Here is an 11,925-nt window from a genome sequence, read left to right on the forward strand (position 1 = left end):
CCCGGCCCCGGCGAGGCCGCCGAGTCCACCGGGCTCCCCTACTTCTTCCGGCGGATCGAGGGCTACCCACGAACCGACTTCGATTGGCCGGTCGTCCCGGATGGGCTGCGGGAGTTAGTCGTTCAACTCACCCAGCGGTATGGCGATCGCCTCCCCCCGATCTACATCACCGAGAACGGCTGCTCCGACAACACCGGTCCGGACTCCGTCGGTCGCGTCGCCGACAGTCGGCGGATCGACTACGTGGCTAATCACCTCGACGCGCTCGGAGATGCCATCGACCAAGGCGCCGACGTTCGGGGCTACTTCCAGTGGTCGCTACTGGACAACTTCGAGTGGGCCGATGGCTACGCCCAGCGTTTCGGCCTGATCCACGTCGACTTCGACACCCTGACCCGGACGCCCAAGGACTCCTTCGCCTGGTATCGCGATCGCATCGCCGCGAATCGCGGCTGACCGTCGGCACGGGACGAGCCCGGGACTAGGCCGTGTTGCGAAAGTCGTGGACGGGGTCACGGCGAAGTATCAGAGCTGGGTCCCACGCTCTGCGTGGGCGGGACGAGCGGAGAACTTCGTGGGGTGTCCGAGACGGGCTCGGCATACATCTGATCCCCGCGGGCGACCGTGCCCGGGGTGACGACATCGGCATACACACCGGCGCAATTGCCCGCCTGCCGCACAATCGTCAGGCGCGCGCCGCCGAGGGAGACCGTCTGGCCCACCAGGTCCAGCAGTCGCTCGGGGTCGAGGGTGAGGACGAGGTTGGCCCGCGTGTCCGCGGCGTCCGCCTGCGCGATCGCGTGCACCGGCGACTTCTTGCGCCGATCACCGGCCAGGCCCTCGGTCTCAATCAGAACCTCATCGAGGTGGACTCCAGGCTGGTCCTTCTCGGGGAAGGTCCGGATGTCGACCACGGAGGCGAGGGGCTGCGGCATACGTCACATCGTAGGCACGCCGGATGAAATCTTGAAACATTCCAGATTACGTGCCAAGGTGAGGGTATGCCCTTCCCTCTCGACACCGAGCCGGCCACCGTGCTCCGTGGGGCCGGGCTGAGGGTGACGGGTCCCCGCGTGGCGGCGCTAGCGGAGCTCCGCGAGGCGGGACACGTTGACGTGGACTCGCTCGCCCGGCGGCTGCGCGCGCGGCTCGGCAGAGTCTCGACCCAGGCCGTGTATGACGTGCTGCGCGTCCTCACCGACGCCGGCCTCGTGCGGCGCATCGAGCCCGCCGGCGCGCCCGCGCGCTACGAACTCGACGGCGGCGACAACCACCACCACTTGGTATGCCGCGGCTGCGGCACCCTGGTCGACGTGCCGTGCGCCACGGGCATACGACCCTGTTTGGAAACCGAGACCACCGACCACGGCTTCGTCGTCGACGAGGCCGAGGTCATCTATTGGGGCCTGTGCCCCAACTGCCAAGCTTCCGCTCTAACACCGAATTCCGCTCCAACACAACAGGACTAGGAGGTCCTTGCCACAATGTCAGTCTCCGGCCCCCGCCAGAACCCTGGCAACACCGCCCCACTGACCACGGTCGCCGGCGCTCCCGTGTGGGAGAACCAGAACAGCATGACCGCGGGTGCCCGCGGACCCTTGTTGTTGCAAGATGTCTGGTTCCTCGAGAAGCTCGCCCACTTCGACCGCGAGGTCATCCCGGAGCGACGCATGCACGCCAAGGGCTCCGGCGCCTATGGCACCTTCACGGTCACCGGTGACATCACGGCATACACCGGCGCCTCGATCTTCCGCGAGATCGGCAAGCAGACCGAGCTCTTCGTGCGCTTCTCCACCGTCGCCGGTGAGCGCGGCGCCGCCGACGCCGAGCGCGACATCCGCGGCTTTGCGGTGAAGTTCTATACCGACCAGGGCAACTGGGACATCGTCGGCAACAACACTCCGGTCTTCTTCTTCCGCGACCCGCTGAAATTCCCCGACCTCAACCACGCCGTCAAGCGCGACCCGAAGACCAACCTGCGCAATGCCGAGAACAACTGGGACTTCTGGACCAACCTGCCCGAGGCGCTGCACCAGGTCACCATCGTGATGTCGGACCGCGGCATCCCGGCGGACTACCGCTTCATGAACGGCTTCTCCAGCCACACTTACTCGTTCTACAACGAGGCCGGCGAGCGCTACTGGGTGAAATTCCACCACCGCAGCCAGCAGGGCCTGAAGAATCTCACCGACCAGCAGTCCGCCGACATCATCGCCGGCGACCGCGAGTCGAGCCAGCGCGCGCTCTTCGACGCGATCGAGGCGGGCGACTTCCCGAAGTGGAAGATGTATGTCCAGGTCATGCCCGAGGCCGACGCCGAGAAGGTGCCCTATCACCCGTTCGATCTGACCAAGGTGTGGCCGAAGGCGGACTACCCGCTGATCGAGGTCGGTGAGTGGGAGCTGAACCGCAATGCGGACAACTACCACGCCGAGGTCGAGCAGTCGGCCTTCTCCCCCGCGAATGTCGTTCCCGGCATTGGTTTTTCGCCTGACCGTATGCTGCAGGGTCGCCTCTTCTCGTATGGCGACGCGCAGCGCTACCGCCTCGGCGTCAACCACCACCAGATCCCGGTGAACTCCCCCAAGGGAGCGCCCGGCACCAACTCCTACCACCGCGACGGTGCCATGCGGATCCACTCCGAGCCGACGCCGGGTATCGAGCCCAACTCCTACGGGCGCTGGCAGGAGCAGCCGCAGTTCCGTGAGCCGGGCCTGAAGATCGACCCCTTCGCCGACCGGTTCAACTTCCGCGAGGACGACGACGACTACTTCAGCCAGCCGCGGGCGCTGTTCAACTCCTTCACCGACGCCCAAAAGCAGCGGCTCTTCGAGAACACCGCTCGCGCGATCTCGGGCGCCTCGCAGGAGACGATCGACCGCCATATCGCCAACTGCACCAGCGCCGACCCGGCGTATGGCGCAGGCGTCACCGAGGCCATCCGCGCCCTCGGTGCCGGCGAGGCCCCGAAGGCGGGCATGGACGACCTAGAGTCTGGTCCCGACTTCGACGGCGACCTGCTCTGATCTGAGCGACGAGGGGCCCGGGTGCGGAAGTGCGCCCGGGCCCTTCGCTATCTCGCGCGCCGCGTCATACATCCCGCTCGGGGAGCAGGTGTCCGCGACCGAAAAGTTGCGCCGCCTGGCGCGCAGTCGGGGTGCCGGCGTTGAGATCAGCGCCGGCGGCGACGAGCAGCGCGACGATCGCGTCCTCGCCCTTGAAGATCGCCCCGGCCACCGGCGACTGGTCGCGGCTATTGCGCAGGTTGGCATCCGCGCCGCGCTCCAAGAGCATCGCCACGGTTTCGCCTTGCCCGTTGTATGCCGCGAGCATCAGCAAGCTGTTGCCGTCACCATCCTGCAGATCCACGGGCACTCCGTGGTCGAGGAAGTCGGCCAGATCCTCCGTCCGCCCCTCGCGCGCGAAGTCCTGGGTCAGGGCGACGACGCGGTCCTGCTGTTCCGGGCTGAGCATCCGGCACATCTTACTGGGACGGCCAGGACGGCCGGAGATTTTGAATACCAATGGACTGAGGCGGGGGTAGCGGCTACGCGCAGGCGGCAGCCGACGCGGCGGCATACGTATTCCAGGTGTTCGCCGCTGAGCGAACAGAGCAAGTCGGGCGGATGTGAAGGTGGGCCCCAACGCAGGCGCCCACGCCGCGGAGCAAGTGGGTGGATGTGAAGGTGGGCCCCAACGCAGGCGCTCACGCCGCGGAGCAAGTGGGTGGATGTGAAGGTGGGCCCCAACGCAGGCGCCCACGCCGCGGAGCAAGTGGGTGGATGTGAAGGGACTCGAACCCCTGACCTCTCGCGTGTGAAGCGAACGCTCTAACCAACTGAGCTACACATCCGGGCGCCGCCGTGGCGGCTGGGCAACAATACCCCAGGTCGCGGGCAGGCCCAATCCGGCCGGCTGAACGCGCCCTGGGTGGCGTACGTGGCGGTCGGCCCCAGCGGACGCAATAACCAGCCGCGGACGCAAAAGCTATTGCGTCCGCGCGAGGCTATTGCGTCCGCAGCAGATCGCCCTCTTCTCCTGAAACGATCTAGACCGCACACTGTGCTATGGCTTCCTCGTCGGGGGGTAGTGGGGAGTACGAAGGAAGTTCTGCTATGACTGCGAACGAGCAGCTACACCTACACGGATGCCACGGGAACCCACACGGTGTCCGATACGGCCAGCTGGCCGTCGATGAACCCCTGCTGACGGCCCTCGCCGACGCTGATCAGCGGCAGTTGCCTCAGTCGAGGGCCAGTACGAGGCGCAGGAAGCGCTCGATACCATCGGGCAGGAAGCCCGGGACGCCCGTCAGTCGCAACGCGAGCCAGATGACCACCGCGACGAAGGCCGCGGTGGCCAGCGCTCCCAAGGCCTGGACCCACAGAGGCTGCGCGCGCATCCAGCCATTCCAGGCGCGCAACTTGTCGCGCACGAAGTCCTGCAGCGCCTGGGCCTTTTCGAACTCGCTGGCCCAGATGGCGATTCCGGCGATCACGATGAGCCAGCCCGGTCCGGGCAGCGGCACGAGCGCCAGCCCACCCAGCACGAGCACCAGCCCGACGACGAAGACCAGCGCCCGATAGAGGCGGGCGGTCGGGGGGTGGGACCGGATCTTGCGTCGCCAGGCCCAGTCGTCGTCGTCCTTGTCCAGCAGGATCCCGCGGTCGGTCCGCGCGATCGCATTGCGGTCGAGCGCCGCGTGATCCGGAGAAACCTCCCGCGCATCGCGGAACTCCGACTCCGTCACGGGTCCATTCCATGCGCCGCTCGGGTTGCGAACACCTCCGCGGCGCGGGCCGTCAGCGGTCCCGGCGCAGCCACGACGCGCCCATCGACCTGCCGAACCGGCTGCACGTCGCGCGTGCTTGAGGTGATGAACACCTCCTGGGCCGTATGGAGCACGCTCAGGGGGAGCGCCTCCTCCACCACCGCGATCCCCGCCTCCCGGCACCACTCGATGGTCAGTTCCCGGGTGATCCCGGCGAGGCAACCGGAGGACAGGGGCGGGGTGTGGATCTGGTCGCCGACGACGACGAAGATATTGCTCCCGGTGCACTCGCTGAGCTCACCCCGAGTATTGGCGAAGACCGCCTCGCCGGCCCCCCGCTCCCGGGCATACGCGAGCGCGACGACATTCTCGGCATACGACGTGGTCTTCAGGCCGGCGACGGCGGAGCGTTCGTTGCGGGTCCACGGGGTGACGGAGAGGTGGGCCGTCGGCTCGGGGCGGGGCACCTCGGCGGCGGTGACGATATAGGTGAGCGGGCCGCTGCCTCGGTCCGAGCCGAGCGGCCCGATGCCACCGGTGACCGTGTAGCGCAGGCGGCCGAACACGATCGGCTCCCCTGCCGCCAGGACGGCCGCGATGCCGTTGTCCAGGGCATCCTCGTCGAGTTCGGGCAGGCCCAGCCCGGCTGTCGTGCGGCGCAGTCGCTGACGGTGGCGCGCGGCGGCGAACACCTGCCCGCCGACGATCTTGCACGTCTCGAAGGCGCCGTCGCCCACGGTGACCCCGTGATCCAGTGCCCCCAACGCCGGCTCGGCGTCGCCGCGAAGCGTGCCGTCGACCCAGACACGCACGCCCGTCACGGTCGCACCGTCCCGGACGCGAGACCAATCAGGCGCGCGGCTTTCAACTGCGTTTCCTCCCACTCGGCCGACGGGTCGGAGCCCCAGGTGATGCCGGCACCGGCACCGAAGTGGAGCGTCCGGTCACTTAGGCCTCCCTCGGCCCAAAACGTCCGAATCCCCACCGCGAGTTCCGCTTCGTCGCGTTCTGCGTCGATCCAGCCTATGGCACCGCAATAGGGACCCCGGGCGACCGGCTCCAACTCGCCGATGATCCGCAGCGCTGCGGACTTGGGCGCTCCCGAGACCGACCCGGGCGGGAAGGAGGCGTCGAGGATGTGGCGCCACGACACCTCCGGGAGGAGTTCGCCGGAGACATCGGTGACCAGATGCACCAACCCCGGGTGGTCCTCGACGCCGCACAGGCGGTCGACGACGACGGTGCCCGGGCGGCATACGCGCTGAAGGTCGTTGCGCACCAGGTCGGCGATCATCACATTCTCGGCATAGTCCTTGGGGAGCATCTCCGCCGCACTGACGGCCGTCCCTTTGATCGGACTCGAGGTCAGGCGATTCCCGGCCCTGCGCAGGTAGCGCTCCGGCGACGCGCACACGATGTCGACGCCTTCGGTCGGCGCGTGGATCACCGCGGCATACGGGGCCGGGTTCCCGCGCGTCAACAGCTGCGCGAGTGCGGGGAGGTAGGCGTCGTCCGGCAGGTCGTGACTCAGGATGCGACAGAGGTTGACCTGGTAGACCTCCCCCCGGCCGATGGCCGCGCGCACCGCGTCGACGCCGTCGACATAGGCCCCGCGCTCCAGGGTGGTCGACCAGGCCCCCGTCAAGGGCATCCAGGGGGCATAGTCCTGCGGCCGGGCCACGGTCCGTCGCCCATGCCGGGCGAAGCGCAGCGCGGTCAGGCTCCCCTCGAAGTCGATGACGACGGCCCAAAAGCCCGTGGTCAGCTCGTCGATGTCGTGGGAGACCTCGACCAGGTCGTATGCCGTTCGCCCACCGAACCGCGCCCAACTCACGGGGCCGACCCTACTGGCCGCCGCGCGTCCACCAAGGAAATGGGCCCGGGACGCCCTAGCGTGGCTCCATGTTCGACACCGTCCTCGGGCTGCCGCTGCACCCCCTCGTCGTGCACGCGGTGGTCGTCCTCGGCCCATTGGCGGCACTCCTCCTCGTGGCGTATGCCGCCGTCCCCCGCTGGCGGGCCGGCTTGCGCTGGCCCACGGTCGCCTGTGCTCTCGTGGCCGGCTGTGCCGCCGTCGTCGCCACCGAGGCGGGGGTCGGCGAGCCGGGTTTCGAGCACGAGGAACGCGGCGAGCTGGCGCGCACCGCGTTGCTGATCCTGGCCGCCGTCACCCTGGTGGTGGTCTTCCTCGTCGCCCGGGTCGAGGCGGCCACGGCCCGCGTCGGCGTGGCGTTGATCCTCTCGATCGCCGCCGCCGTCTTTGCGACCGGAGCGGTTGCCCTCGCCGGCCACAGTGGCGCCAAGGCCGTCTGGACCTCCGTCATCGACTCGACGTCGGGGTCGTGACATCTCGGCGCTGGAGCAGCGCGATCCTGGCGACCGCCGTGCTTACCGTGGCGGCCTGCGGTTCGTCCGAGCCGTCGTCGACGGGCGCCGCCCGGTCGGCCGCAACCGGCTCAACCAACGCCTCCCCGGAACCTGCGGGATCGATCACCCTGGCCTTCGGCGGAGACATCCATTTCGCGGACTATCTCGCTCCCCTGGCCACCGATCCCAATGGCCTGGCCCCGCTGAAACCCTTGTGGGGCAATGCGGATCTGCGGATGGCGAACCTCGAGACCGCGATCACGGATGGCGGCTCCCCGATGGCCAAGGCCTTCTTCTTCCGAGCGCCCGTGTCCGCGCTGACGACCTTGGCCAATGCCGGATTGACGATCCTGACCCAGGCCAATAATCACGCGGCCGACTACGGCGAGGTGGGGCTGGCCGACACACTCGCCGCGCGGGCCGCCAGCCCGGTCCCGATCGTCGGGATCGGCAGGGACGAAACGGACGCCTTCAGTCCGCGGCTTATGAACGTCAAGGGGCTCAAGATTTCCGTCTTCGGGGCCGACCAAGTGGCTGACGAGACGACCTTGCCGCTGTTCTCGGCGGGTCCGGCCAAGGCGGGCGTCGCCAGCAGTATGCCGACCACTCGCCTCGTCGCCGCGGTCACGGCCGCACGGGCCACGGCCGATGTCGTGGTGGTCTATCTTCACTGGGGTTTTGACTACCAGACTTGCCCGGACGAGCGCTCCGTCGCCACTGCCCGCGATCTCGAGGCCGCAGGAGCCGACGTCATCGTCGGGGCGCATAGTCATCGGGTCAACGGCGCGGGGTGGCTGGGCCGCGCCTATGTCGACTACGGACTCGGCAACTTCGTCTGGTGGCGCTCGGCCGAGCCGGACTCGCGCACCGGGATTCTCACCCTGACCGTCGACCGCACCAAGGCGAGCCAACCGGCCCAGGCGAGGACGGGGCCCGTGGTGACCAGCGCGTCGTGGAGGCCGCTGCTGATCGGCCGGAACGGCATACCCGCAGAACCGGCGCCAGCAGATGCGACGCGCCTGACGGGGCTGTGGGAGGAAGCCCGCGCCTGCACGGGGTTGACCGCGGCACCGGACGCCCCCGGATAGCCGCCCGCTACTGTGGCGACATGCTCGCCGTCGCCGCCGTCACCCAGTCCACAACCGATCCCCTATCGGGCCTGTATGTCGGTGACCTCGCCGAGCCCGAGGTACCCGCCGGCTGGGTGACCATTGATGTCGTCGCCGCCGCCCTGAACCACCACGACGTGTGGTCGTTGCGCGGTGTGGGCCTCCCGGCCGACCGGCTCCCGATGATCCTCGGGTGTGATGCGGCCGGTCACGACGCCGACGGCAACGAGGTACTGGTCTATCCCGTCGTCTCCTCCCCCGGCTGGGGCGCCGACGTCACCATGGACCCGCGCCGATCGCTGCTCTCCGAGATCTATCCGGGGACGCTCGCCGAACGGGTCCGGATTCCTGCCGGCAACCTCGTCCCCAAGCCCGCGGGCTTGTCCTGGGAGCAGGCGGCGTGCCTGCCGACGGCCTGGCTCACGGCATACCGGATGCTGTTCACGAATGCCGCGGTGAGTCCCGGTGACACGATCCTGGTCCAGGGGGCGGGTGGGGGCGTCGCTACGGCCGCTATCCAGCTGGGGGCGGCGGCTGGCCTGCGGGTGTTCGCCACCTCGCGGGACGCCGCCAAACGGGAGCTCGCGCTCGACCTCGGGGCCCGCGAGGTCTTCGAGAGCGGCGCGCGACTGCCCGAGCGTGTGGACGCCGTCCTCGAAACCGTCGGCGCGGCCACCTGGTCGCACTCGGTCAACGCACTGCGCCCTGGCGGGACGATCGTCATCTCGGGGGCGACGTCCGGGGATGCCCCGGCGAAGGCCGAGCTCACCAAGATCTTCTTCAAGCAGCTGCGGGTCATCGGCTCGACAATGGGAACCAGGGAGGAACTTGCGCGCTTGGCCCGGTTTGTCGCCGAGCGGGGTATCCAACCCCGAATCGACTCGGTGATCCCCTTGGCCGAGGCGCGGACCGGGTTCGAGCGGATGGTGCGTGGGGACGTGAGCGGCAAGATCGTCTTCCGAAACTGATGCCGTCATAACACTTGTATTCTACCTAGCCCTAGGTAGACTAAAGCATGAGCACGCCATTCCGGATGACGATCCCAACCCAACGGGTATTGGCCGTGCTGCTGGCCGATCAGGGCAAGGAGCACCACGGCTATGACATTGCCCGACAGGCCGGTCTCGCGAGCGGGACGGTCCATCCGATCCTGGCCCGTCTTGAAGACGCCGGCTGGGTGAGTTCCCGCTGGGAGCAGATCGATGAGTCCGACGCGGGGCGCCGCGCCCGCCGCTATTACGCGATGACCGATGCGGGCGTGAGCGGCGCGCGTGCCGCGCTGGCCAAGGTCTGGCCCGCGCCGGTCACGGAACGCAGCCACGTCGCTCGATCGAGCGGCCTGGCCACCATCCTGAGTCCCGCCATTCTCGATTCCGCCAATCCCAACCCGATAGAAGTCTCGTCATGAGTCAGCCGAGTTTCCTCAGTCGTCGTGCCGTCGAGCTGGTGACCCTCGCTCTCCCTCGCCGCCGCGACGCTCGCACCCGACCACCCCATCCTGACCAGCACTCCACCGCTATATCCGAGCATCCGGTGCCGCCTTCACCTCGGCCACCGCTGGTCGGAGGCCTACACCGAAGACGGTCATCGCTACCTGCGCTGCCACAACTGCGGCGAGGATCGGCGCGGGTCCTCCCCCGCGCCGGAGAACGCGCTCTGGGTGGGCAATGTCGGCGGCGGCATGGGCGGAATGACCTGAGACCCTCCCGTGACGCGAAGATCCCCGGTCCTGGGTCAGCGCCGCACTAGCGTGACCTTGTGATGGCGAAGGTCGGCATCACAAGATCGGAGGAACTATGTCGGACAAGACTGCTCGGGCGACGCTGAACCGGCGCAACCTGCTCGCCCTCAGTGGCGCGGTCGCGGCGAGCGGTGCCCTGGCGGCGTGCGGCGGGAACACCGGCCGAGCGACCTCCACGACGAGTTCCGGCGCCAGCGCCTCCGCATCCGGCTCGGCCTCCGGGGGTGCGAAACCCGTTCTGCAGCAGTGGTATCACCAGTACGGCGAGGCCGGCACGCAGCAGGCGGTCGAGGGCTACGCAAAGGCCTACACCGCCGCTGACGTCAAGGTCACCTGGAAACCGGGCGACTACGACCAGACCACGGCCGCGTCCCTGCTGACCGCCAATGGCCCGGACGTCTTTGAGTACGGCAATGGCCCGACCATCGACATGATCAAGGGTGGCCAGGTCGTCGACCTGACCGGGCTGCTCGGCGACGCCGAAGCAGACTTCAACCCGGCCATGGTCAAGCGGATGACCTATGACGGCAAGTTGTGGGCGGTCCCGCAGGTCGTCGACATGCAGATTCTCGTCTACCGCAAGTCCTTGCTGGAGAAGGCCGGCGTCAAGCCGCCGGAGACCATCGATGAGTTGATGGCTGCCGCCGAGAAGCTCAACAGCGGCGACACCAAGGGCCTCTTCCTCGGCAACGACGGCGGCGTCGGTCTCATGGGTGGCCCGATGCTCTTCTCGGCCGGCGCGGACTACCTCAACGAGGATGGGTCCTTCGGCTTCGACAACGACAATGTCGTTGCGGCCCTAGGCAAATTGCGCGAGATGTTCCAGAGCAAGTACCTCCTGCTCGGCGCGCCCAAGGACTGGTATGACGGGTCCGCCCTCGCCCAGGGCCTGACCGCCATGCAGTTCACCGGCCTGTGGACCTTCCCCGACCTGACCAAGGCGCTCGGCGACGACTATGGCTGCGTGCCGTGGCCAGCCATGCCGGGCGGCAAGAAGTCGGTCGTCGTTGGCGCCTATGGCTCCTGCGTCTCGGCGAAGTCGGCGAGTGTCGATGCCGCCAAGGAGTTCGTCAAGTGGCTGTGGGTCGACCAGACCGATAAGCAACTGGACTTCGCCACGGCATATGGCTTCCACATCCCGGCGCGCGCTTCGCTGGTGCCGCAGGCCAAGACCCTGCAGTCGGGTGCGGCCAAGGATGCGGCAGCGGCCGCTCAGGAGTTCGGCCACGCGCAGAGCACGATCTTGTGGACTCCCAAGTGCAGCACCGCTTTTGGCGACATGATGACGAAGGTCGTCAAGGACGGCGCCGACGCCAAGGCCGAGATCGCCAAGGTCAAGGCGATCGCCGACGCCGAGGTCAAGCGCGTCCTGGGCTAGTCGCCGGTGACGACCTCCAGCCTTCCAGTCGATCCGTCCCCAGCGGGGGGCTCGGCTGCGCGGCCGACAGAATCAGAACCTGTGGTTCTGGGTCTTCGTCGGCCCCTTCGTCCTCGGGCTGATCATCTTCATCTACATCCCGATCATCTGGAGCATCTACCTCAGCTTCTTCGAGTCCTACAACACCGTGACGCCGACGAAGTTCGTCGGCGCCGGCAACTACCTCGACATGCTGAAGGACGAGTCTTTCCGCTCCAGCCTGGGCACCTTCATCGTCTTTGCGTTGTTCATCGTCCCAACGACCTTCGCGCTATCGCTGCTGACGGCAATCCTGGTCGCGCGCACCCGGGTCATGCAGGCCTTCTTCCGCTCGGTCTTCTTCTTGCCGACGGCCTGCTCGTATGTCGTGGCCGCCCTCATCTGGAAGATGTCGATCTTCGCGGGAGTGCGTTCGGGCGCGGCCAATGCGATGCTCGGCGTCTTCGGGGCGGACTCGATTCCGTGGCTCTCGCTGACCAAACCGCCGTGGTACTGGCTAGTGATCGTCAGCGCCCGCCTG

14 protein-coding genes and 1 tRNA gene are annotated in these 11,925 nt (G+C 67.9%); 9 read left to right on the forward strand and 6 right to left on the reverse strand.

The window, feature by feature from the left end:
- A partial coding sequence (locus BN13_RS17745) for a family 1 glycosylhydrolase (RefSeq protein WP_048548542.1) occupies window positions 1-456 on the forward strand: 456 nt, incomplete at its 5' end.
- Window positions 457-512: 56 nt separating this feature from the next.
- Here BN13_RS17745 and BN13_RS17750 read toward each other — a convergent pair.
- A complete protein-coding gene (locus BN13_RS17750) occupies window positions 513-935 on the reverse strand; it encodes a hypothetical protein (RefSeq protein ID WP_048546506.1) in 423 nt (140 codons plus the stop codon).
- Between the two features lie 66 nt (window positions 936-1,001).
- Here BN13_RS17750 and BN13_RS17755 point away from each other — a divergent pair, with 66 nt between their 5' ends.
- Together BN13_RS17755 and BN13_RS17760 are read left to right on the forward strand one after the other, a co-directional pair.
- Window positions 1,002-1,469 carry a Fur family transcriptional regulator gene (locus BN13_RS17755; RefSeq protein WP_048546512.1) on the forward strand — a complete coding sequence of 156 codons (468 nt, stop codon included), beginning with the start codon at window positions 1,002-1,004 and terminating at the stop codon, window positions 1,467-1,469.
- A 15-nt stretch (window positions 1,470-1,484) separates the two neighbouring features.
- Window positions 1,485-3,026, forward strand: a complete 1,542-nt coding sequence (locus BN13_RS17760) for a catalase (protein ID WP_048546513.1) — start codon at window positions 1,485-1,487, stop codon at window positions 3,024-3,026.
- Between the two features lie 64 nt (window positions 3,027-3,090).
- On the opposite strand, the gene BN13_RS17765 is transcribed toward BN13_RS17760, so the two are convergent.
- From BN13_RS17765 to BN13_RS17785, 5 genes are all read right to left on the reverse strand, one after another.
- Complete coding sequence (locus BN13_RS17765) at window positions 3,091-3,474, reverse strand: ankyrin repeat domain-containing protein (protein ID WP_048546515.1); 384 nt, start codon at window positions 3,472-3,474, stop codon at window positions 3,091-3,093.
- A gap of 305 nt (window positions 3,475-3,779) precedes the next feature.
- Window positions 3,780-3,853, reverse strand: a tRNA-Val gene (locus BN13_RS17770).
- 390 nt (window positions 3,854-4,243) lie between these two features.
- Window positions 4,244-4,750, reverse strand: a complete 507-nt coding sequence (locus tag BN13_RS17775; protein ID WP_235433974.1) for a PGPGW domain-containing protein — start codon at window positions 4,748-4,750, stop codon at window positions 4,244-4,246.
- A complete protein-coding gene (locus BN13_RS17780; RefSeq protein WP_201329064.1) occupies window positions 4,747-5,592 on the reverse strand; it encodes an aminotransferase class IV in 846 nt (281 codons plus the stop codon). The genes BN13_RS17775 and BN13_RS17780 overlap by 4 nt, the downstream gene beginning before the upstream one ends.
- Window positions 5,589-6,605, reverse strand: a complete 1,017-nt coding sequence (locus tag BN13_RS17785; RefSeq protein WP_048545776.1) for a chorismate-binding protein — start codon at window positions 6,603-6,605, stop codon at window positions 5,589-5,591. The genes BN13_RS17780 and BN13_RS17785 overlap by 4 nt, the downstream gene beginning before the upstream one ends.
- A gap of 68 nt (window positions 6,606-6,673) precedes the next feature.
- On the opposite strand from BN13_RS17785, the gene BN13_RS19820 reads away from it, so the two are divergent.
- The 6 genes from BN13_RS19820 to BN13_RS19825 all read left to right on the forward strand — a co-directional run.
- A complete protein-coding gene (locus BN13_RS19820) occupies window positions 6,674-7,117 on the forward strand; it encodes a DUF2231 domain-containing protein (RefSeq protein ID WP_048548544.1) in 444 nt (147 codons plus the stop codon).
- Entirely contained in the window at window positions 7,114-8,226 is a 1,113-nt protein-coding gene (locus BN13_RS19470) for a CapA family protein (RefSeq protein WP_053079755.1), read from the forward strand. Before BN13_RS19820 ends, BN13_RS19470 begins: the two co-directional genes overlap by 4 nt.
- A 20-nt stretch (window positions 8,227-8,246) precedes the next feature.
- On the forward strand, window positions 8,247-9,215 hold the full coding sequence (locus BN13_RS17800) for a zinc-binding dehydrogenase (protein ID WP_048545772.1): 969 nt from the start codon (window positions 8,247-8,249) through the stop codon (window positions 9,213-9,215).
- Between the two features lie 47 nt (window positions 9,216-9,262).
- Window positions 9,263-9,655, forward strand: a complete 393-nt coding sequence (locus tag BN13_RS17805) for a PadR family transcriptional regulator (RefSeq protein WP_235433973.1) — start codon at window positions 9,263-9,265, stop codon at window positions 9,653-9,655.
- Window positions 9,656-10,043: 388 nt separating this feature from the next.
- On the forward strand, window positions 10,044-11,366 hold the full coding sequence (locus tag BN13_RS17810) for an ABC transporter substrate-binding protein (RefSeq protein WP_048545769.1): 1,323 nt from the start codon (window positions 10,044-10,046) through the stop codon (window positions 11,364-11,366).
- A gap of 187 nt (window positions 11,367-11,553) precedes the next feature.
- On the forward strand, window positions 11,554-11,925 hold a 372-nt coding region (locus BN13_RS19825), incomplete at its 3' end, for a carbohydrate ABC transporter permease (protein ID WP_407667885.1).

Origin of the sequence: Nostocoides jenkinsii Ben 74 (genome assembly GCF_001046875.1) — a bacterium.
In the GTDB taxonomy this organism is placed as follows: Bacteria; Actinomycetota; Actinomycetes; order Actinomycetales; family Dermatophilaceae; genus Nostocoides_A; species Nostocoides_A jenkinsii.